Consider the following 23,111-nt stretch of genomic DNA (forward strand, 5'->3'; position numbering starts at 1 on the left):
GCGAAGCGAGAGACCTCTGCCCGTGGTGATAATTCGACAACGATGAGACCCTAATCAGGATACTTGGGGCTATTTATGTCATTTTCGTATTTCTGTTTTCCAGGTTCAGAACCTGGCTCCAAGGCATTGAGATAAAACAAAATCTGCTCGCGCAAACACTGCGGCGGGCCACATGGGGAGATGTGTCATGGCTGTCAAACTGAATATCGCGGACCTCGAGTTCTTTCTTCGGCAGGTCAAGATCAGCGAAGCGCATGCGAGCGGAACGCCGCTTACCGAAATCTATGTCGACGCTGACGGCAATGTCGTACCAGAAGGGACACCGGGCGCTGTTCTCGCCATTCCAGAGGCCCTTGTGCCCAACGGTCTGCGCACAGTCGACGGCAGATACAACAATCTGATTGAAGGGCGCGAAACATGGGGCGCAGCGGATACTCCTATGCCGCGGCTTCTCAGCCAAACCTTCCTCAACGATCAGGATGGCGACGAGATGCCGCTTGGTGCGCCTGGCGGGCCGCTTGTCACCAACACGGACTATGGCGTGATCGGCACACCGTCGGGCACCAATGGGGGACATACCGGCAACGTAGCCGATGCCGATCCGCGGATCATCTCTAACCTCGTTGTAGATCAGAGTACGGCGAACCCGGCCGTGGTCGAGGCATGGTTTGCGAATGACGCCGCACTGGCGGCGTTCCACGAACGCTATGGCGAAGATGCAATTCCAATTCGTCCCGGCGAAGGCCCCGAGGCCTTGGAACTCTTGAACACAAGTTTCGAGGATCAACCGCTCCTTGATGGCGCACCCGGAGTTACGTCGAACCCGCTGGGCAATTTCACCACGACTGCGCCCAGTGATTGGACGATTACAGGAGGATCAGGCGGTCTATTTGCACCAGTGGACAGCGTAAGTTCAACCGCTGGTCATCCCGGTCCAAACGTTGCGTGGCTGACCGGTGGTGCCACACTGTCTCAGGACAGCGGCACTCTGACCGAGGGTGCGAGCTATCAACTGAGCCTGAGTGTCGGAGATCGCACCGATCAGGTTTGGTCCGGCGGCACCGCCCGCCTTGTTGCCGTAGGCGCTGGCGGCGTGACCACGGTCATTTCCTCTGTTACCCTGCCAGAACCCGCAGATGGGCAGTGGGCCGATCTGACGCTTAATTCAGGTCCGATCTCTGCGGGTCTTGCGGGCCAGACGCTGCGTGTCGAGATTCAGCAAACCGGCGGCTCGCAAGTGCTCGTGGACAATGTTGCGCTGTCGACCTCGAACGGCAACGAGATCGAGATCGATAACATCGACCTTGCAACGATTCCCAATATTGCGCCTGATGACGGCATCTCGGCCCCGTTCAATGCCTGGATGACTTTCTTCGGCCAGTTCTTCGACCATGGCCTTGATCTTATCACCAAGGGCGACAATGGAACGGTCTTTATTCCGCTACAAGCGGACGATCCGCTCGTTCTCGGGGCGGACGGCATTGCTGGAACTGCTGACGATCTTCCGAACCATCTGCGCTTTATGGCGCTCACCCGGTCGACGCCCGTTGACGGGCCCGGTGCGGATGGGGTGCTGGGTACAGCAGATGACACGCAGCATGAGGGGCAGAACACCACCACGCCCTTTGTTGATCAAAACCAGACCTACACGTCGCACGCCTCGCACCAGGTATTCCTGCGCGAGTATGCATTTGATACCAATGGCAACCCGGTCTCAACTGGCAAGCTTTTGGATGGCGCAAATGGCGGAATTCCAACCTGGGCGGAAGTTAAGGCGCAGGCGCGCGATTTTCTCGGGATTGAGCTGACCGATGGCGATGTCCTGAACATCCCGCTTTTGCGGACTGATGACTATGGCGAATTCATTCGCGGTCCCAACGGCCTGCCTCAGATCGTGGTGGGTATTGGCGCGGATGGCATTCCGAATACTGCTGACGATGATGTGGTCGAAGGCAACTTGGCAGCCCCCGTAAACACATTCACGGCAGGCGCGATCCGCATCGGGCATGCGTTCTTGGATGATATCGCACATGCCGCAAATCCGTTCGACTCGCAAAGCGGTATGCTCAAAACTGCAGACGACGACACTGCGGTAGGTCTCTCCGATAGTGTCAGCACAGCCGGAACCTATGACAATGAACTGCTTGACCGCCATTTCGTCACCGGTGATGGCCGAGGTAACGAGAATATCGGCCTGACCGCGGTCCACCACGTCTTCCACTCCGAGCACAACCGTCAGGTTGTGGCCCAAAAGAAAACCATTCTGGAGTCGGGCGATATTGATTTTATCAACGAATGGCTTCTTGTCGATCTCGCGGCAGGCGACCCAATTCCAACCGATCCCACTGCGTTGACCTGGGATGGCGAACGCCTGTTCCAAGCAGGGCGCTTCGCGACCGAAATGCAGTATCAGCATCTTGTCTTCGAAGAGTTCGGGCGCAAGATCCACCCGAATATTGATCCCTTCGTCTTCAACGCGGTCACAGACATCAACCCGTCCATCTTTGCCGAATTTGCCAACGTTGTGTATCGGTTCGGACATTCAATGCTGACCGAGAACATGCCGCGTGTCTTGGTGAACGAGCTGACCGGCGAGGTCACTACTGACAACATGGGCCTGATCGCGGCGTTCCTCAATCCGGTTGCCTATGACAACGATGGCGCGATGAGCGCGGATGCGGCGGCAGCCGCCGTGATCCTTGGCATGACAACGGAACAGGGCAGTCAGATTGACGAATTCATTGTCCCCGCACTGCGCAGCAATCTGCTCGGTCTGCCGCTTGACCTAGCCGCGATCAACATCGCGCGAGGCCGCGACACCGGTATTCCCTCATTCAACGATGCGCGGGCAGAGCTTTTTCAGCAGACCAATTCTGTTTGGCTGAAACCCTATGAAAACTGGGTCGAGTTGGCGGCCAACCTGAAGACTCCAATGACGATTGTGAACCTGCTGGCAGCCTATGGAACCCATTCGACAATCCTCGCGGCAAACACGCTTGAAGAGAAACGTGATGCCGCGTTTGATCTCGTGTTTGGCGGGGGGGGCGTGTCAGATGCCGATCGCTTTGACTTCCTGCTTGGGCGCAACGGTTGGACGTCTGACACCAATGGCCTGAATACGATTGATCTCTGGGTCGGTGGTCTGGCCGAAAGGATCATGCCGTTCGGCGGCATGCTTGGATCGACGTTCACCGCTATTTTCGAGGCGCAGATGGAGGCGCTTCAGGACGGAGACAGGTTCTATTATCTCACACGGACCCAAGGGCAGAACTTCCTCAACGAACTCGAAGAGAACTCGTTCTCGAAGATGCTTCTGGCCAACACCAGCTTGGCTGATCCGGGCGCAGACGGTATCCGCGGAACCGAAGACGACGTTGTGCGCCACCATATTGGTGTGGATTCCTTTGCGCGCTATGACTTTGTTCTAGAAGTCAATCAGGCCAACCAGTTGATTGACGATCCCGTGGGGAACGATCCGGTGCTCGAAGGCCTTGGCATGGGCAAGGTCGTGCGGGATGATCCCACAACGAGCGAAGTCGAAACCAACTACATTCGCGTCACCGGCGGAGAGCATCTCGCGGTGGGCGGCACCAACGGGAATGACACGATCATCACCTCTGACGGTGACGACGGCATCTGGGGGGATGACGGCGACGATTTCATCGAGTCAGGGTTTGGCGTTGACCTTGTGAACGGCGGTGGGGGCAATGACATCATCCTCGACTCTGGGGATGAAGGTGACTTCCTCAAGGGGGAAGGTGGCGACGACGTTATGGCCTCTGCGAACGGGCTTGACGTTCTCATGGGCGGCACAGGCAAGGATGTCATCTTCCTCGGGGTCGACTCGTCAGAGGTGTTCGGGGGATCAGGCGACGATTTCATCATGGGTGGAGCCGGCGCTGACTTCCTGTTGGGCAACGAAGGTGACGACTGGATGGAAGCCGATGGCGGCTTTGACACGACAGCCGGTGATAACTCCGAACTGTTCTTCAATAGTAAGATTATCGGCCATGACGTGATGTTCGCGGGATCTGACGAGCATGATTTCGACGCCGAATCCGGTGACGACATCATGGTCCAAGGCGAGAGCGTGATGCGCAACGAGGGCATGTTCGGGTTTGACTGGGTCTCGTACAAGGGCGTGGCAATCGACGCATATGCCGATATGCGTATCAAGATTTTCACCACCGACGAGGAGGACATCCTGCGCAATCGCTTTGACAAGGTCGAAGGGTTGTCAGGGTGGCAGATGAACGACACGCTGATCGGTGATGATCGCGTTGCCCCCGGAACCGGAGAGGGAGCAGAAGCTGAACTCTTTAACGATGGGCTTGATCAGGCGGGCATTGACCGGATTGATGGCCTTTCGGATCTCGTCTCGCTCTTGAACGGCGAGGAGTTCTGGGAAAATGGTAACATCATCATGGGCGGTGGTGGCTCTGATCTGATCACCGGCAATGGTGGCGACGATATCATCGACGGCGACCGCTGGCTAAATGTGCGCATTCGTATCACTGGCGATCCGACCGACGAGAATACCGCAGCGAACGAAATTGCGACGGTTGATACGCTTCGGCATATCTTTACCGAAGAGGATGGGGTGGACCCTGCCTGGGTAGGACAAAGCCTTTTCGAACTGCTGGTTTCGCGCACCATCGTGCCGGCCCAGATGAACATCGTGCGCGAAATTCTCGACGGTGGACAAGAGGATGACATCGATATCGCCGTGTTCAACGATAACCGAGACCAGTACACGATCACCGACCTTGGCAACGATGTCATTCAGGTGGCACATACCGGGTTTGGCACCAATCCTGCCATCCTGATCGACGACGGTATCGACACGCTTCACAATATAGAGATACTGCGTTTCGCAGATGGCGATCTTGCGACCCCCCGGCCAGCGACAGGAATGCCTGTCATCAATGACCCGACCCCGACCAATGGCCAAGTCTCGCCAGTCGAGGGTCAGCTGCTAACGGTCGATACAAGCGGCATCGCCGATGCGAATGGTCTTGGCGCGTTCAGCTTTCAGTGGCAGTTTCTTGATGGTGCGGTCTGGACCGACATTCCCGGTGCGACTGATGCGACGTTCACGCCGAATGATCCAAACTTCATCCAGCAGCTTTTCGGCGATATCAGCGAGATCGGTCGACAGCTTCGGATCGAGGTGAGCTTTACCGACGGGGGCGGTACGCTTGAGACAGTGTATTCCGAGCCGACCCTTGCGGTGGCCGAGAATACCGGGGTCACGCTGAATGGAACACCTCTCACTAACAATCTCCTGAATGGTGGCGCCGGTAATGATTTCCTCAGCGGTGTCAGCCCGTTCTTGATCGGCGGAAACGACACACTCAACGGCAACGGTGGCGACGATATCCTGAACGGACAGGCTGGTAATGACGTCTTGAACGGTGGAGCAGGCTTTGACCAGTTGGACGGCGGCGGCGGCGCTGATGTTCTCAACGGCGGCGCGGATGACGACATCATCATTGCTGGCGGTGGCACTGACACCATCATTCAGGCATCGACCGATGGGCGCGATGTGGTGGATGGCGGAACTGGCAACGACACCTTCCGCGTTCAAGGCAACGCCGAGGCTGAAACCTTCACTGTCTACGCCATGTCAGGTGGCCAGAACGCTGGCCTTGCTGCCAGCCTCGGGACATCTTTCCTCGCATCGACCGAGATCGTGATCACCCGCACTGTCGGCACGACGACCACCGTGGTCGCCGAGTTGGACAACATCGAGGAGATCGCTATCGACACCCTCGCCGTGTCCGCAAATGACGGCAACGGCGTACCAAACGGCGGCGTTGTCGGCGGAGACACGGTCGCGATTGTTGGAAACTTTGTTCCAACGAGCCTTAACTTCAGCACGATCACCGTCAATGGCACGGCCGCCGACGACACTATCGATATATCTGCTCTGACATCGGCACACCGCATCGTGTTCCGAGGCGAGGGTGGCAACGACACGATCATTGGCACGCTGCGTCCACAAGACGTAATCGAACTGCCCGGAATCGGCGATCCGGTCGTGACTGTCAACGAAGACGGCATGGTCACGGTAAGCCGGGGTGGATCGAGTGTCACCTTTGACGGATCGAGCGGATTGCCCGGTATTGGGGGTGGTACAACGTCAGACGATGACGTCGCCGATGGGTCATTCTCGCTGAGCGCCCGCGATCTGGAAGGTTTGAAGAACCTCGTCAATGGCGAGTTGGCCTTTGACGGCGACGATGACACCGAAGAAGCCACCGGCGTCAGAACGCTGAGTGGTGAGGGCAACAATGAGGCCAATCCAGCGTATGGGGCGGCGGGTGAACCTTTCATCCGGTTGACCGAGGCACGTTACGGTGATGCGGATGAAAATGGGAACCGGCAGATCAACCCAATCTTTGATGGTCTCGATCCGCGTGCAATCTCCAACATTCTCGGCCCGCATGATGATACGACGGCCCCAAATGCAATGAATGCGAGTGCGCTTTTCATGGCCTTCGGTCAGTACTTCGACCACGGGCTTGACTTCATCGCCAAGAACCCCGCCTTCGGCACGATTGAAATCGGGGGGCCAGGTGCGGAACGCAGCCCGACATCTGACAATCCGGCTGACCTGACGCGCGCAGAAGTCGCGGGTTATGACGAAGACGGCGTGCCGCAACACACCAACATGACGTCGCCCTTCGTCGACCAAAACCAAGCCTATGGCAGCCATGAGCTTGTTGGCCAGTTCTTGCGCGAAAGTGATGGGGCACATGGGTTTGGCATGCGGCTTTTGGGGGGCGAGGCCGATCCTTCGGATCCGGCATTCACGCTCTTGCCAACGTTGCGCGATCTGATCCTGCACCATTGGGAGGCGGAAACATACTTTGAGGATCCAGGGCTACCAGGTGGCGCGGCAAGACTTCAGGACGTTTTCCCGGATCTGGTCGATGAGATCACCGGGGAGATTGACCCGGACATGGTGCAGGCGCTCGCTTCGGACTTCCTTGGCTCCGGGCAACCTCTACTGCTCGACGCCAATCCGTTCATCGACCTGCTTGACCACCGGATGGCGGGCGATGGCCGCGCGAACGAGAATTTCGCGCTGACATCGGTGCACACAGTCTGGGCGCGGAATCACAACTTCCACGTCGAGAATCTGCTCGCGCAGGGATTTGAGGGAAGCGACGAGGAGATTTTCCAGGCTGCCAAGATGCTCAACGAGAGCGATTATCAGCGCGTTGTCTTCCAAGAGTTCGCGGACAAGCTTCTTGGCGGTTTGCGCAATGCAGACGGCGACAGAGAAGATCACGGCTGGGATGGGTACAATCCCGATGTGGACGCTCGGATCAGTCACGAGTTCGCGGCCGCAGCCTATCGCTTTGGTCACTCGCTGGTCGGAGAGAACCTACAGGTTCAGGGGCCAAATGGAGAACTTATTCAGGTGCCCCTGTACGACGCCTTCCTCAACCCGAGCAATGATCCGTCAGTTTTCAATGGCCCACTACCACAAGGTTACGTTCCCGCTCCTGGCTACGCACAATACGGCGTTGCAGCCATTATCGGCGGCACGGCGGTGCAAGCGGCGGAAGAGGTCGATCTCAGGATCGTGGAGGCGATCCGGTCGGATCTCGTTCGGATCAATGCCGATCTCTTCTCTTTCAACGTCGCCCGTGGCTGGGATGTTGGACTTGGGACGATGAACCAAGTTCGCACTCAGCTTGCGGCTTCGACTGACCCCTATGTTTCCCAAGCTGTGGACATGGCGGGCGATCTGTCACCTTACAGCAGCTGGGCGGATTTCCAGGCGCGCAATGATGTGAGTGACGAAGATATGGCACGGCTGATGGAGGCCTATCCAGATCTGGTTCTGGAAACGCCGGCTCAGATTGCTGCTTTTGTCGCGGTGAACCCGGACGTCGTGCTCGAAGACGGTGCGAACGGCGCCAAGATCGTCAAGGGTATCGACCGGGTCGATCTTTGGACCGGCGGACTTGCTGAAAAGCACGTCAATGGAGGTATGGTTGGTCAGACTTTCTGGGTCGTGCTCCACGAACAGCTCGACCGCCTGCAAGAGGGCGACCGGTTCTACTACATCGACCGGTTCGACAACTTCGACTTCTATCAGGAGTTCGGAGAGGACACGACCTTTGCCAGCATTGTCGCACGAAACACCAGCCTTACGGATATCGACAACAACCTCTTCGATGCCAACGGTATCGACGACGATGATGACAACGCCACAGAGGATGACAACGCCACAGAGGATGACGACGACACTGCCGGTGGCGATGATGACAACGCCACAGACGGTGACGATGACACTGCCGGTGGCGATGAGGACAACGCCACAGACGGTGACGACGACACTGCCGATGGCGATGAGGATACCGCCAGTGACGACCAAGACGATACTGCCGGTGACAACGACACCGAAGGCGACGAGGACGACGACGAGCCTGAAGACAATGACAGCAACGTCACCCCGCCGCTTGCAGCGTCAGGCAATGTGATTGGAACGGCGGCTGCCGACGCGCTCTTTGGCGGTGCCGAAGGGGACAATATCCTGGCCTTGGCTGGACGTGACATGATCTTTGCTGGCGACGGTGACGACAATGTTCTGGCGGGCAGCGGACGGGACATGATCTTTGGCGATGGCGGCAATGACAGGCTCTTCGGTGAAGGCGGTGACGATTTCATCGAGGGCGGGGCTGGCAATGACTTCGTCGTAGGGGGTGCCGGTGCTGATCTGTTCGTGGCGACAATGAATGACGGTGACGACGTTTATTACGGCGATGACGTAACGGGCGGATCAGGTTCCGATACGCTCGACATGTCGCAGATCACAGCCGATACCAGTGTTGATCTTGGAAGCGGCTCCGGTGGAAGAGGGTATGCGTCAAGTGCCCAATCTGGGAACGACGTGTTGTGGAGTATCGAGAGCTTCATCGGGGGGGCAGGGAACGATACCATCACCGCAGGCAGTGCGCAAAACGAGATGGACGGCGGCGTGGGCAATGATGTCTATCGCTTTCTGTCAGCCTCGGATGCCGATGGTGATACGATCAGCTCCTTTGAACCCGGCGACAAGATCGACCTTTCTCAGATCGACGCGAACGGTTCTGGGCCTGGCAAGGGCACCTTCACACTCGTCTCTGAGGCCTTCTCGGGCGGCGGTCAGATTCTCGTGACCCACGAGACCGGTGCGAATGGTGATGTGACCGTAATTCAGGGCAACATCGAAGGAGATAACGCGCCTGATTTCAGCATTTCGATACGGGGACGCCACGATCTGACTCAGGACGATTTTCAGCTCTGAGTCAGGCTGACAATAGCTCCGGGCGGGTCTTGTCCTGCCCGGAGTGATTGGCTCGGTCATATTTCATTTTTCAGACGCGAGAGCACATCATGGCAAATCAAAAGAACACGTCCGGGAATGCGGCAGCCAAAGCGCTCGGTAGTATCAAGGGATTGATTGTTTTTCTGCTCCTGCTTTCAGGGGTCATCAATATTCTGGCATTGACCGGCGCTTTCTACATGCTCCAGATCTATGACCGAGCGCTGGTCAGCGGGAGCATCCCGACGCTTGTCGCAATTTCTTTTCTGGCTATTGGGCTCTATCTCTTTCAAGGCGTCTTCGACGTCATTCGCACCCAAATTCTCATTCGTGTCGGCGCGCGGCTGGACCGTCGATTGGCACCCGTCGCGCATCAATTGGTCGTCGACATGCCCCGCCTGGGATATTCCACCTCCGAGGCGCTCGAACGCGGTCGAGATGTCGATACACTGCGTGGTTTCTTCGGGTCTCAGGGACCGATTGCATTGTTTGACCTGCCGTGGATGCCGATTTTTCTCGCATTCGTCTACTTCCTGCACCCAATGTTGGGTGCCCTGACAATTGGTGGCGCATTTACTCTGGCTACACTCGCGATAGCGGCAGAATTGCGCACCCGGAGTTGGAGCAGTTCCACCGTTTCAGCGACGATTGAGCGCAATGCAATCGCGGATTCGAACGCACGCAACGCGGAGGTTTTGAAGGCGATGGGCTTTGCGTCGCGCGCCGTTGCGCGTTTCTCAGCTGCCAACGATCGGCATTTGGAACTGCAAACTCGCACCAGTGACATATCAGGCACCTATAGTGCCATTTCGCGGGTGCTTCGGATGTTGTTGCAGTCGTCGATCCTCGGGCTTGCGGCTTATCTCACCATTCGCGGTGAATTGTCGGCTGGGGCTATCATTGCGGCAACCATTGCGTCGGCTCGTGCCATGGCTCCGATAGATCTAGCGATTGGAAATGCAAAGAATATGGAATCTGCGCGCACGTCATGGCGTCGCCTGCGGAACACTGTCGAAGTGCTCGAAAATCAGCCCAAGCCAATGTGGCTGCCGGGACCGAAGTATAACCTGAAAGTGGAGGGCATGACTGTCGCTGCGCCAGCAACCGGAAGAGTTTTGCTCAGCGACATCACCTTTGAGGCTGCGGCAGGACAAGCTGTCGGATTCATTGGGCCGAGTGGTGGCGGAAAGACCACGCTGGCCCGCGCATTGACCGGTATCTGGCCCCCGTTGCGGGGATCAGTGCGACTGGACAGTGCCGAGTTAACGCAATGGAGTGACGACGACCGCGGGGCGCATATCGGATACATGCCTCAGGATGTCGCCCTGCTCGATGCGACGGTAGAAGAGAACATCGCGCGTCTTGCTGAAACGCCTGACCCAGAGGCGATCGTTGCTGCTGCACGCGCCGCAAACGTGCATGAGATGCTTGTGCGGCTTCCAGACGGATACCGGACATACCTAGGACCGATGGGCACGTCGATTTCGGGCGGACAGCGGCAGCGTCTGGGATTGGCGCGTGCGCTCTACAAATCACCGTTCTTGGTCGTGCTGGACGAGCCTAATGCGCATCTTGACCCCGAAGGAGAGGCCGCTCTTACCGCGGCCATTGAGGGGGTCAAAAAGCGCGGCGGCATCGTTGTGCTGATCGCTCACCGACCATCAGCGCTTCAGGCATGTGACCTGATTGGCGTGATCCAGGCTGGAAAGCTGACCGCATTCGGCCCACGAGAGCAAATTCTGAACCCGAAACCTGTTTCGGTTGCCAGCGCAACCAAGCCTTCTGTGGCCTCAGAACGGCATTCGACAGAGACACCTGTCGAAAGTCACATGTTGGATGAGGGACGCAAGGCGAAGAAGGGAGGCTGATCGTGATTGATGTCAAAAGTTTCCGCTCCGCAACGACCGCGCAATCGGACCCTGCCGACCCCTTGGGATTGGAACACCCCGAGCGCAGTCAAACCAAGCTCCTCAGCGGCTGGTTCGCCGGCCTCCTAGGCTTGGGCCTCTATCTTCGCTCTTTTCTATGGTCAGACCAACATGTTGCTGCCGTGGCAGAAGACGAACCGCCGGAAGAAGACAGCAAAGATATCACTGAAAGCCGTAACACTTCGGGGCTGGCGCTACATGAAAATGCCCCTGATGACAGCGTTGGAGGACCCGGGGACTCTTGGGTTGAAGAAGGACCAACGATCGTTTCATTCCGATATCCGGTGGTTTTAGGCCGCTTTGAGAGCATGTTCATCGAACCGCTGCCAGATTTGGTTTTTGGCACCGAGATTACACGCGTCACGGCGAACACCATTCTTCCGCCGTTCAACTTGTTCCCAGGCATAAACAAGTTTCCCCAAGACAACGGTGTGGAACCGGGGTCTCCACCCTTCATCCCCGATCCGAGCAACGACACGGAACCGGACGATCCTCCGACAGTGGCAGAGGAAGAAAACCCTGATCAAAATGAGACCGATCCAGAACAGGATCGCAACCGTGGCCCGCGCAACTCTAGCGCCGTTTACCTTGGGGATCTCGGCAGCGGCGCCGTCCTCGCTATTTCCCTGGCTCATCTTCTGTCTGAGACAAAGGATCACGATGGCGATCTTCTGGGGGTTTCAATCAACGGCAGCACTGTCGGTCATATGGACCCCAAAGGCGATGGCTGGCTCTATTTCGCAGATACAGATGCTTTGGGCGAGGTCCAAATCAAATACTCGATCACTGACGGCGCGCTCAGCATTGATCAGACTGCAATTTTGAACGTAATCGAAAACGTCTTTACGGGGACTGATGGCGAAGACCTGATCGTTGGCACGCGAGGGCGCGATGCAATTTTTGGATTGAACGATGACGATAATCTAGCCGGGTTTGGCGGGCGTGACAGAATTTACGGTGGCGCAGGTGATGACAATATTTCCGGCGGCGACGGCGACGATAGCCTATTTGGCAACGATGGTGATGACCTCATTGCCGGAGGAGATGGCGACGATTGGATCTCAGGCGGTGCGGGCGACGATCGTCTCTTTGGCGAGGGCGGCAACGACGTGATCTACGGAGACGCTGGCCATGACGAAATTTACGGTGGCGACGGCGAGGACAAGATTTTCGGCGGCACCGGCGACGATACCGTCGAGGCGGGTGATGGCGATGACGAGGTGCGCGGCGGAGCAGACGACGACATCCTCCACGGAGACGCTGGCAATGACCATCTCGATGGCGGAAGAGGAAAGGACCAGATCCTTGGCGGCGCTGGCGATGATACCGTCGTTGCGGGGGCCGGTGATGACGACGTGCAGGGAGAGGATGGCGACGACCTGATCCATGGGGATGCAGGCGATGACGCCCTCGACGGCGGATTGGGCGACGACCAAATCTTTGGCGGCACTGGCGATGATACCGTCGTTGCGGGGGCCGGTGATGACGACGTGCAGGGAGAGCATGGCGACGACCTGATCCATGGGGATGCAGGCGATGACGCCCTCGACGGCGGATTGGGCGACGACCAAATCTTTGGCGGCACTGGCGATGATACCGTCGTTGCGGGGGCCGGTGATGACGACGTGCAAGGAGAGGACGGCCACGACCTCATCCATGGCAACGCGGGCGATGATGTCCTCGATGCCGGATTGGGCGACGACCAGATCCTTGGCGGCACCGGTGATGATACCGTCGTTGCGGGGGCCGGTGATGATGAAGCGTGGGGCGAGGATGGCGACGACCTGATCCATGGGGATGCAGGCGATGACGCCCTCGACGGCGGATTGGGCGACGATCAAATCTTTGGTGGCACCGGCGATGATACCGTCGTTGCGGGAGCCGGTGATGATGAAGCATGGGGCGAGGATGGCGACGACTTGATCCATGGCAACGCGGGCGATGACGCCCTTGATGGCGGGGCGGGCGACGACGAGATCCTTGGCGGCATCGGCGATGATACCGTCGTTGCGGGGGCCGGTGATGATGAAGCGTGGGGCGAGGATGGCGACGACCTGATCCATGGGGATGCAGGCGATGACGCCCTCGGCGGCGGGGCGGGCGACGATCAGATTTTTGGTGGCACCGGCGACGATACCGTCGTTGCGGGGGCCGGTGATGACGACGTGCAGGGAGAGGATGGTGACGACCTGATCCATGGGGATGCAGGCGATGATGTCCTGGACGGCGGTGTGGGCGACGATCAGATCCTTGGTGGCACCGGCGATGATACCGTCATGGCGGGGGCCGGTGATGACGAAGCATGGGGTGAGGACGGTGACGACTTGATCCATGGGGATGCAGGCGATGATGTCCTCGACGGCGGAGTGGGCGACGACCAAATCTTTGGCGGCACCGGCGATGATACCGTCGTTGCGGGGGCCGGTGATGACGAAGCGTGGGGGGAGGATGGCGACGACCTGATCCATGGGGATGCAGGCGATGACGCCCTCGATGGCGGGGCGGGCGACGACGAGATCCTTGGCGGCACTGGCGATGATACCGTCGTTGCGGGTGATGGCGATGACGACGTGCAGGGAGAGGACGGCCACGACCTCATCCATGGCAACGCTGGCGATGATGTCCTCGACGGCGGAGTGGGCGACGACGAGATCCTTGGTGGCACCGGCGATGATACCGTCATGGCGGGGGCCGGTGATGATGAAGCGTGGGGCGAGGATGGCGACGACCTGATCCATGGCAACGCAGGCGATGACGCCCTCGACGGCGGGGCGGGCGACGACCAGATTTTTGGTGGCACCGGCGATGACGCCTTGTCAGGGGGCACCGGCGCTGATCAGCTTGCAGGCGACAGTGGCGACGATGTGATTTTCTCAGACGAAGGCGACGACATATCCCACGGCGGAGCTGGCAATGATGTGCTGTTCGGAGGAGACGGATACGACCTTCTGGATGGTGGAGATGACGACGACATTGTATCTGGCGATGCGGGTCAGGATAGCCTCTATGGGGGTGACGGCAACGACATCCTCTCGGGAGGGGCAGACGAAGATACTGTCTTGGGTGGGGCGGGTGATGACATTGTTGTAGCCGATGACGATAGCGCCTCCGATACTTATTCCGGTGACGCGGGCCACGATCAACTGAACTATTCCGGCGCGACAGACGGTGTCGAACTTGATCTGATCACGGGTATGGCCTCTGGCGAGAGCATCGGTGACGATAGTTTCTCGGGGTTCGAGGACTATGTCGGCTCCACAGGCGACGACCATTTCCTCGCAGGGTCTGATCAGGCATCCCTGACAGGCAACGGCGGGTCAGACCTATACAATTTTGTACAGGGCGATACCGTTGATATCATCCGGTCAGTTTATCAGATCAATGATTTCAATAGCGATGACCGGATCTGGATTGGCTCAGGCTCGAGTCATCGGGAAATCCGCAAAGCGCAGAAATCCCTTGAGGAACGTATCGAGGATGACTTGGATGATTATGCCGACGCGCTCGACGTGGATGAACCCCGGCTGACCTATTACCACGATTGGACCGACGATTATCGCCGAACCGTCGTAGAGGTCGATTTCAACCGCGACAGGATCATTGATCTAGAGTTGCGGATCGAGGGTGACCACATCCTCTTGATTGAACACGCCTGACGCGCTGAACAGAAGGATTATTGGAATGACTAAATCTGGTTCTGTCAAAAACGCACCACAATCCCCAGCGGCATTCGACCGGCTCCGCGGGCGCATTATTCTTGGCGTTCTCATGATGTTTGGACTGTTGGGTGGCGTGGGCGCATGGGCGTTCAATGCAAACTTGACCGGAGCTGTCATAGCATTGGGGACGGTCAAGGTTGACCAGAACCTCAAGCAGGTTCAGCACCGCGACGGTGGGATCGTTGAGAAAATTTCCGTGCGCGAGGGCGACGAGGTCGAGGCGGGTCAAGTCATGTTTCGTCTCGATGACGCGCAATCACGGGCAGAGCTATCAATTCTCTCTGCTCAATTGGACGAGGCTGAGGTTCGGCGCGCGCGTCTCGTTGCAGACCGTGAAGGTGCCGCTGAGGTCAGATTTCCCAAGCGTCTCTCGATGTCTGATCCTCAACAAAGCGAGTTGATGTCAGGTGAACTGCGTCTCCATGCTGGGAATATCGTGAACCGCGACAATCAGCGCGAGCAACTTGAACTCGGTATCGCTCAGGTGAACGATGAGATTGTGGCGCTCGTTTCGCAGCGCTCGGCGTTGACAGATGAATTGGCCCTTGTGGAAGAAAGCCACTCGCGTGTTGTAAACCTGTTCGAGAAAGGCTTGATCCAAATGCCTCGGGTGGATGAAGCAAAGCGTGAACTGGTTCAGATGCGTGGCAAACTTGGCGAGCTTGACGCCAATATTGCGCGGTCCCGGTCGCGGATCAGCGAGATCGAGATGCGGATTCTTTCCGTGGACGAAGTTGCAAGAAATGAAGCGCAACGGGAGCTTACGGTGGTCGAAGCACGCATTCAGGAACTGTCCGACCGGTTAACAGCGGTGCAGGACAAACTTTCACGAACGGAAATACGCGCACCGATTTCGGGGCGGATCAACGAACTGTCGGTGTTCACCGAAGGCGGGGTCATCACGCCAGCCGAGATATTGGCAACGATTGTTCCGGCCTCTGCCGAGCTGCGGATAGAGGTTCAATTGCCGACCACAGCAATAGATCAAGTCTATCTTGATCAGACGGCCCGTGTCCGGTTCTCATCCTTCAACCACCGTACAACGCCTGAAATTCTCGGCACGATTTCGCACATTTCACCAGCGACGACCATTTCCGCATCCACCGGGGAGCCATTCTACATCGGCTATGTCGATATATCGCCAGAAGAGTTTGCAAGGCTGAACGGTCTAGCCTTGATGCCGGGAATGCCAACTGAAGTCTATCTCTCCACCCAAGAGCAAACTGCGGCGGCCTATTTCGCACGGCCTCTCATGGATCAATTCGAGAAGGCCTTCCGCGAAGAATGAGTGCCCTGAACCGTACCAAGTGATTTGGACCGAGAGGTCGGTGTACTCGACAGCTTTCCGCACGTCTTCTTCTAACTTTACTCGCTTTTCGGCATCGGGATTTTGTGTGGCCTCAGTCGGCTCTAAGGCGGACATGGCGGGCTTAGGCTCATCGTGCCTCACGCAGGCGTGTTTAGCAACAACATCGGAGATTGAGCCGTTGACCAATTGTGTGAGTTTCGGCGCTGGGTCACGGACAAGATCGGCCTCAGAGTCGCCTTCAGCAATGTATCCGAACCGCAGCGGCTCGCATTGGACCAACCGAATGGCGAATGACTTTCCAGAAGGACCATCGCGTCGAGTGGATATTTCGATCATTCCATCCCTGCGTTTGTCCATTCCGGTAACGAAGTATTTTGCCTTAGCGACACTTGGAGCCGAGAGGCGCTCACCTGGAAGTGGTTTGCCCCCATTAAGTGGTCCAGTTTGCGGGGATCAGATCACGCTCTCTGGTCTATCGGGACGATGCTTTCGGGTACCGGTGGACGGTATCCCAGAGCACTGTGCGGTCTGACAGTGTTGTAGTGGCGCCGCCATTTCTCGATCAGGATCTGGGCCTCGCGGACATGATCTACATGAAACGGTTCAGCCCGCGTGAGCCAATCATTCACAGTTGTCCGGGCCTCTACCTGTCCATGGTACCGCACAGCACCCAGGAAGGAGGCCCGGCACCATCCGTTGGCAGTGGTAGTGAACTGACACGCTTAAATGCTGAAGAAATTGCCCGAATCCAAGTGCAGCATATGGTGGAGCAACTAAGGAAGAATCGAGCCGGATATCTAAGGCAATGCAGGGCGCTATAGCACCCCGCCGGCCCAAAGCCGCCGTCTGTCACCGTGATCGGCGCTGTGGTGCAGCTTACCCAGTGCGGACATTGGCGCGCTGGAGTTAACTGTGTTCAATTCGGGTGCCTCCGGTCCAGTATTGCGACAGTTACGGCAACCTATGTTACGTCCTTCCATGTGTCGGGCGTGATGTAGACGACGCTTTCATCGACGCTGACCATTACATCCCCGTCCTGAATATTGACCTGGAGCTTCATCGCGCGGTTGGCTAGTTTTGCCAATGTGGCCGTATCGGCCTCCAAGAAATTGACGACACGGAGATTGTCGAAACGAGTGGTGCCGTTCTTGACCTTGTCCCACCACATGTCGGCAATTCTGCCGCCATAGGGGTAGACAATCACCTTTGCGGCCTTGTTGCAGGACTGCCGCATGACTTTCTCGCTTGGAAGCCCAAGTGCCACGCATAAATTGATCTCGCCACTCAGGCTCTTCTGCCAGATGTCAGGCTCGTCGTCCGTCGAAAGCCCCTTGGTCATTTCCAGATGCTCGTGGGCATTCAGTGCGAAGGCGACGATGCGCACCATCAGTCGCTCGTCCGTCTCCGAGGGGTGTTTTGCAACGGTCAGTTTATGGGTCTCGTAATAGTGGCGATCCATATCAGAGACCGACAGTTCAATTTTGTAAATGGTGGCATTCTGCGCCATGATCTTTCCCAAACCTTCAAGGATCGGACTGCCTACCCCGTCCGGTGATCCTTGGGAAGCAGATATAGGGCCCGCAATCAGCCAGGCGGCAACGCAGCGTACCCCAAATGGAGGACGTCACCGTTAACATCGTCGGGCCGAGTCCGCGCAGCATCAACGCACTCGGCCCGTTGCTGCCGGTCGCGACATGAAGGCAGCGATCGCGTATCTTCCCCGGACTGGCCATTCATATCGGGCGCGCCAATCTTGACGACGTAAAGTCAGTCGTAAGCACAAAGCCGCCGTATGATGAACGGCGGCTTTCGAGAGGGAAGACAGAAGCGGCGCATATTGTCTTTTAGGATGGGGGTCTTTTGGCTGGCTGCTTCTCGAGGAGCGTCACCGTCGAAAAAGTCCTTGTTACTGGTCAAACACGCGTGGGGACCGTCCACCAGCCGGAAGGTGCCTGATGGTCGGTCGCCCTCAAATCACCTTGGTCCGAGTGCGTGTGGTGAACGCTACAAGAGCGATGGCCAGGCCTGCGCCGGAGAGGGAAAAGACGAAACCAGCCGCACCCCCCAGATCCATTGCTGCGCCTGCAACAAGTGGACCTGTCACTGAACCGAGTTGATACAAGATCAGAAAGGCGGCTGAGGCAGCGGCCAACTGCGCTGGAGAAAAGCGTTCTCCCAGAAGTATCAGGGACAAGCCATACAGGGCCAGGATCAGCCCACCCGTGATGAATGCCGCGACGAAAACCAGACCGCCTGTTGAAAGTTGAAGCAGCGCCCCAATCGCGATCAGGGCTAGTCCAATCAACCCCAGCAACCGTTGGCGGCCAATGCGATCTGCCATGATACCGACTGCAAATTGCAGCACGACGCCCCCGATGATGCAGGTCGTCAGCAACCGCAGCGCGCCGGTTTCATCCAGCCCGGTTTCAAGCCCCCAGAGTGTCAGCAGCGAAAAGATCAGGGCCTCGGTGAAACCAGCCACAAACGCGCCAACGGCCATGACCGGCACGGCGCGCGCAGCCGACAGAACGCCTGACCCCTGTTCGGCCACGATGGTCGGTGCGAGGCGGCCAACGGCGATCAGCGGCAGGACGGCGAGCGCCAGGGCACCGCATCCCATCGCGAAAGGTGCTATCCCGGTGATCCCCGTGTAATCCAGTAGGAGGGGGCCAGCGGAGAAGCCGATAAAGAGACAGGCAACGTAGCCCGCAATGACCCGTCCCCGGCTTTCCTCCTGCGCGACCGCATTGACCCAGATGTCGCCCGCAAGCCAGGGCAGCGCCAGCCCCGCACCAATCACGAACCGCATCGCAACCCAGACGGGCGCGGTTTGCACCAGATACATCACGACCAGGCCCGCGATCCCGATCCCGCAGCCCAGTATCATCGCCCGGACCGCGCCAAGTTGCTGTGCCACAGACGGCAACACTGGCATGAATAGCAAGATCGCCAGCGGGGCCATTGCTCCGGCCAGACCAACCACCCATGCCGCACTCCCCCAAGCTTCAAGCGTCAGGGAGGTAAGGGGAAAAGTCAAGCCGAGCGTCAGCCCGATGCCGAGCATATGGAGCATGACCGCACCGAGGCTAAGGCGGCGCTCCTGTGCGGTCAATTCCATGCGGTGCTCCATGTCTTGGCGAGGGAAGCGGCCTCTGCCTTGGCGGCCTCAAAGGACATGGCGGCGGCGTCCGGCCCTGCGAACATCATGGGCTGTGCAGCCACAAAACTCAGATCGGTAACGCCGAGAAAGCCGAGGATGGCCCGGATGTGTGGTGTCAGGCAGTCAAGGCCGTCGAACACATCGCCAGGACCGTAGGTGCCCCCGGTTGCGCTCAGGACTGCAACGCGCGTGTCGCCCAGCAAACCCCTCATGCCGGTCCCGTCGGCGAGAAAGGTTTTTCCGTTGCGCGAGACATGATCGAAAAATGCCTTCAGGGTTGATGGCATGCCGAAATTGTAGATCGGCGTGCCGATGACGATGCCGTCCGCCGCCAGCACGCGGGCGACCAACGCGTCAGATGGCGCGATTGCTTGCCTCATTTCTGCGGAATGCTCCGTTTCGGGAAGCGTGATCGCGGCGGTTTCCAGCGCCCCGAAATGCCGTAGGGCATGCAGGGCCAGATCAAGCCGATCCACGGTGATGGCCAACCCGTTCTCGTGCAGGCAGTCAATGAAATGCGACGACAGGCGGCGGGAGTAAGAGCCCTCCGTTCGGGCGGAGGCGTCAATGTGTAGGATCTTCATGGATTTTCCCTTGGTCTCTTGATCTCCTTCCCCAATGGCGCCTTTCAACTGACAGACTGTGGCAGTTGAGATGGCGTAATGACAGCGGATCGCCTACAAACCCATCAGGAGAATCCAATGTCGAACGCCATCATCGAAAGCGTCACCTTCAAGCTGAACGAGGGCGTCAGCCACGACGCCTTTGTGGCCGCTGCCAAGGGCATGAATGCCTGGGTCGTGGCGTGTCCCGGTTTCGTGCATCGCCGCTTGTCCTGCACCGAAGACGGCACCTGGATCGAGCACATCCAGTGGCAGGACATGCCCTCGGCCCAGGCGGCGGCTGCCGAGATCGGCAAGGTGCCGGGAAATGCCGATTTTCTGTCCGCGATTGACGGCAAAACCGTCCAGCTCATGCATTCCGAGCTGGCAGTGGCCATCAACTGACCGGATGCTGGAGCGCGGCAGACGACTTGCGGATATTGTAGAGATCGTCCGGGACGGGCGGCTCCACCTTGCCCGTGACATTGCCGATGCGCTCGAGGTCTCTGTGCGCACAGTCTACCGCGACATCGGCGCGCTGGTGGCGGCCGGCGTGCCGATAGATGGCGAGCGGGGCGTCGGCTACATGCTGCGCGAGCCGGTGTTCCTGCCGCCCATGTCACTGTCGCTGGCCGAGCTTGAGGCGCTGAGCCTGGGTATGGCTATTGTCCAAGAGGCCGCAGACGCCGAGTTGCAGGTGGCCGCAGCGGGTGTGATGGCCAAGATCGGCGAACACGCATCCAATCGCCGTCAGGCCCCGAAATCCTGGGGCTTCGGCGTTTACGCCTTTGAAAAAGCGCGGGAAGGCTTTCGTCACATGCCGCTGATCCGGCGCGCAATCCGTGAGGGGCTGAAGCTGCGTATCGACTACCGGTCGCTGGATGATCAGATGACAAGCCGTGTGATCCGGCCGCTGCAGACCGAGTATTGGGGCCGGGTCTGGACATGTTCAGCTTGGTGCGAACTGCGGGACGGGTTTCGGGCCTTCCGCATCGACCGCATGCAGGTCTGCGAGGTCACGGGGCAGGGCTTCAAACCTGAAGTGGGCAAGACGATTGAGGATTACTTGACACATGTCGCAAACCAAATGGATCGAGATCGAGACCGTTCATAGCTTCATCACAAATGAACTGGACGGCGTCGTGCCGAAAGACGCGTGGGGCGAAACTTCTTATTTCTACAACCCGGGCCATGTCTTTCAACGTGGCACCTATTTTGCGACCATCAAGCAAAAGGACGGTGCCAATGATCGCGCGTCACACCTTGATCGCAGTGGTGTCTGGCGTCTGAACTTGGGGGTCAGCAAGGAAGTGTTTTTCGAACTGTTCGGTCCTCCGCCCCCGCGCCCTGGAAAGGGTGGAGTTATCGATGGCGGTTGGGACTTTGCTGCAAGCGACCAGCTGATGCCGCATCCGATCTATGGGTGGATGTCATGGATATCCGTGCTCAACCCGTCCCGACTGACTTGGGGCAAATGCTTGCCGCTCGTCTCAGACGCGCATCTTCGCGCCAAAGGCACTTTTGAGCAGAGGAGAGCAAAACAGAATGGTTTAGCGCGACGAATTGCGGCGGAACCCTGAGGCACAACCTATCCTGTTTCGGCACGTTTTTGGTTTGAGGTGCCCCTAGTTTCCTAGAAACCTGCTTCGTTCAGTTTCTGCTGTCTGGTTTCGAAGTCAACGGGTGACAGCATGCCGTTGTTCGTGTGCTTGCGCTTTGGGTTGTAGAACATCTCGATGTAGTCGAAAACGTCCTGCCTTGCAGCTTCGCGTGTCGGGTAGGTGCGGCGACGGATCCGTTCCCGCTTCAAGAGTTGGAAGAAGCTTTCGGCGACAGCGTTATCGTGGCAATTCCCACGCCGGCTCANACCTGCTTCGTTCAGTTTCTGCTGTCTGGTTTCGAAGTCAACGGGTGACAGCATGCCGTTGTTCGTGTGCTTGCGCTTTGGGTTGTAGAACATCTCGATGTAGTCGAAAACGTCCTGCCTTGCAGCTTCGCGTGTCGGGTAGGTGCGGCGACGGATCCGTTCCCGCTTCAAGAGTTGGAAGAAGCTTTCGGCGATAGCGTTATCGTGGCAATTCCCACGCCGGCTCATACTGGCTTGCAGGTTGTGCTGGCTGAGAAATACTTGCCACTCACGGCTGGTGAACTGCGACCCCTGATCTGAATGAATCATCACCTTCGTCTTGGGTTTGCGTCGCCAGACCGCTGCAAGCAAGGCCTGCAGCGCCAGGTCGGTCGTCATGCGGGGTTGCGCGGACCAGCCTACCACACGCCGTGAGAAGAGGTCGATAACGACAGACAGATACAGCCAGCCCTCGTGGGTCTTGATGTCCGTGACCCAGACCTTGTCGGGCGCATCTACTTCGAACTGCCGATCCAGAGTGTTGAACGCGACGACAGCAGGCTTCCCGCCATATCGTCCCGGGCGGCGCTTGTAGCCAATCTGGGCCAAGATACCCGCAAGGCTGGCCAGCCGGGCGACCCTGTTCTCAGAAACCTGCTCGCCGAGATCGCGCAGATCATCGGCCAGCTTGCGGTAGCCATAGATCTTGCCGCTCTCGCACCAAGCCTGTCGGATCAACTCTGTCTGCCGTTCATCGTCCTGCGCACGCTGGCTTAACGGTTCTTTAAGCCATGCATAAAATCCGCTGACGTGGACCATAAGCACACGGCACATTGACCGAACCGAAAACTCGGATCGATGAGCCCGGATGAAACCATACTTCAACGGGACTCTCGCGCGAAGTATGTGGCGGCCTTTTTTAATATATCGCGCTCCTCGGTCACGCGGGCCAGTTCCTTCTTCACCCGACGGAGCTCGACGGCCAGATCTGACTCCGCCTCTCGACCCTTGGCAGGCCTCGCAAACTGAGCCTTCCATGTGTAGAGCGACTTCGTGCTGACCCCCAGTCGCTCAGCCACTTCGCTGACCGCATAGCCGCGATCAACAACCTGCGCCACAGCGTCCCTTTTGAACTCGTCCGTAAACCGTTTCTGCGATGACATCCGCGCTTCTCCTTGGTTCCAAAATTACCAAGCAAAGCGTCTACAAATCTAGGGGCACCTCA

12 protein-coding genes and 1 pseudogene are annotated in these 23,111 nt (G+C 58.0%); 7 read left to right on the top strand and 6 right to left on the bottom strand.

The features are described 5' to 3' along the window. Positions 1 to 187 precede the first annotated feature (187 nt). The 4 genes from GC127_RS12125 (at position 188) to GC127_RS12140 (ending at position 16,257) form a co-directional block, all read left to right on the top strand. The gene (locus GC127_RS12125) at positions 188 to 9,304 is read left to right on the top strand and encodes a peroxidase family protein (protein WP_199861245.1); all 9,117 of its coding nucleotides are present in this window, start codon (positions 188 to 190) and stop codon (positions 9,302 to 9,304) included. Between the two features lie 89 nt (positions 9,305 to 9,393). Next, positions 9,394 to 11,190 carry a type I secretion system permease/ATPase gene (locus GC127_RS12130; protein ID WP_081507740.1) on the top strand — a complete coding sequence of 599 codons (1,797 nt, stop codon included), beginning with the start codon at positions 9,394 to 9,396 and terminating at the stop codon, positions 11,188 to 11,190. A gap of 491 nt (positions 11,191 to 11,681) precedes the next feature. Next, positions 11,682 to 14,906 carry a calcium-binding protein gene (locus tag GC127_RS12135; RefSeq protein WP_217524491.1) on the top strand — a complete coding sequence of 1,075 codons (3,225 nt, stop codon included), beginning with the start codon at positions 11,682 to 11,684 and terminating at the stop codon, positions 14,904 to 14,906. Between the two features lie 25 nt (positions 14,907 to 14,931). Then, positions 14,932 to 16,257, top strand: a complete 1,326-nt coding sequence (locus tag GC127_RS12140) for an HlyD family type I secretion periplasmic adaptor subunit (protein ID WP_008281747.1) — start codon at positions 14,932 to 14,934, stop codon at positions 16,255 to 16,257. Positions 16,258 to 16,736: 479 nt separating this feature from the next. On the opposite strand, the gene GC127_RS23250 is transcribed toward GC127_RS12140, so the two are convergent. The 4 genes from GC127_RS23250 to GC127_RS12160 all read right to left on the bottom strand — a co-directional run bounded on the left by GC127_RS23250 (position 16,737) and on the right by GC127_RS12160 (position 20,022). Next, a complete protein-coding gene (locus GC127_RS23250; protein WP_302848601.1) occupies positions 16,737 to 16,943 on the bottom strand; it encodes an integrase core domain-containing protein in 207 nt (68 codons plus the stop codon). Positions 16,944 to 17,239: 296 nt separating this feature from the next. Further along, the gene (locus GC127_RS12150; RefSeq protein WP_151978334.1) at positions 17,240 to 17,785 is read right to left on the bottom strand and encodes a YaeQ family protein; all 546 of its coding nucleotides are present in this window, start codon (positions 17,783 to 17,785) and stop codon (positions 17,240 to 17,242) included. 462 nt (positions 17,786 to 18,247) lie between these two features. Continuing rightward, complete coding sequence (locus tag GC127_RS12155) at positions 18,248 to 19,396, bottom strand: MFS transporter (RefSeq protein WP_199861247.1); 1,149 nt, start codon at positions 19,394 to 19,396, stop codon at positions 18,248 to 18,250. Continuing rightward, positions 19,387 to 20,022: an FMN-dependent NADH-azoreductase gene (locus tag GC127_RS12160; RefSeq protein WP_081508432.1), complete on the bottom strand. Its 636-nt coding sequence runs from the start codon at positions 20,020 to 20,022 to the stop codon at positions 19,387 to 19,389. The genes GC127_RS12155 and GC127_RS12160 overlap by 10 nt, the downstream gene beginning before the upstream one ends. A 117-nt stretch (positions 20,023 to 20,139) precedes the next feature. Here GC127_RS12160 and GC127_RS12165 point away from each other — a divergent pair, with 117 nt between their 5' ends. From GC127_RS12165 to GC127_RS12175, 3 genes are read left to right on the top strand one after another with little or no spacing between them, the layout of a single operon-like run. Continuing rightward, positions 20,140 to 20,445 carry a hypothetical protein gene (locus GC127_RS12165; RefSeq protein ID WP_254700095.1) on the top strand — a complete coding sequence of 102 codons (306 nt, stop codon included), beginning with the start codon at positions 20,140 to 20,142 and terminating at the stop codon, positions 20,443 to 20,445. A gap of 4 nt (positions 20,446 to 20,449) precedes the next feature. After that, entirely contained in the window at positions 20,450 to 21,154 is a 705-nt protein-coding gene (locus GC127_RS12170) for a YafY family protein (protein WP_199861248.1), read from the top strand. Beyond that, entirely contained in the window at positions 21,114 to 21,620 is a 507-nt protein-coding gene (locus GC127_RS12175) for a DUF6194 family protein (RefSeq protein ID WP_151978340.1), read from the top strand. Before GC127_RS12170 ends, GC127_RS12175 begins: the two co-directional genes overlap by 41 nt. A gap of 53 nt (positions 21,621 to 21,673) precedes the next feature. Here GC127_RS12175 and GC127_RS12180 read toward each other — a convergent pair. Then, on the bottom strand, positions 21,674 to 21,906 hold a 233-nt coding region (locus GC127_RS12180; protein ID WP_151992578.1), incomplete at its 5' end, for an IS3 family transposase. Between the two features lies 1 nt (position 21,907). Next, a pseudogene (locus GC127_RS12185) lies at positions 21,908 to 23,049 on the bottom strand (IS3 family transposase); the annotation flags it as partial. Positions 23,050 to 23,111: the final 62 nt, after the last annotated feature.

Origin of the sequence: Roseovarius sp. EC-HK134 (genome assembly GCF_902498815.1) — a bacterium.
GTDB classification, from domain to species: domain Bacteria; phylum Pseudomonadota; class Alphaproteobacteria; order Rhodobacterales; family Rhodobacteraceae; genus Roseovarius; species Roseovarius mucosus_A.

Bases quoted from the DNA above. Each gene is read 5' to 3' on its own strand.
- GC127_RS12140 (WP_008281747.1), top strand. From the start codon at position 14,932: ATGACTAAATCTGGTTCTGTCAAAAACGCACCACAATCCCCAGCGGCA.
- GC127_RS12150 (WP_151978334.1), bottom strand. From the start codon at position 17,785: ATGGCGCAGAATGCCACCATTTACAAAATTGAACTGTCGGTCTCTGAT.
- GC127_RS12160 (WP_081508432.1), bottom strand. From the start codon at position 20,022: ATGAAGATCCTACACATTGACGCCTCCGCCCGAACGGAGGGCTCTTAC.
- GC127_RS12155 (WP_199861247.1), bottom strand. From the start codon at position 19,396: ATGGAATTGACCGCACAGGAGCGCCGCCTTAGCCTCGGTGCGGTCATG.
- GC127_RS12125 (WP_199861245.1), top strand. From the start codon at position 188: ATGGCTGTCAAACTGAATATCGCGGACCTCGAGTTCTTTCTTCGGCAG.
- GC127_RS12175 (WP_151978340.1), top strand. From the start codon at position 21,114: ATGTCGCAAACCAAATGGATCGAGATCGAGACCGTTCATAGCTTCATC.
- GC127_RS12130 (WP_081507740.1), top strand. From the start codon at position 9,394: ATGGCAAATCAAAAGAACACGTCCGGGAATGCGGCAGCCAAAGCGCTC.
- GC127_RS12165 (WP_254700095.1), top strand. From the start codon at position 20,140: ATGTCGAACGCCATCATCGAAAGCGTCACCTTCAAGCTGAACGAGGGC.
- GC127_RS12170 (WP_199861248.1), top strand. From the start codon at position 20,450: ATGCTGGAGCGCGGCAGACGACTTGCGGATATTGTAGAGATCGTCCGG.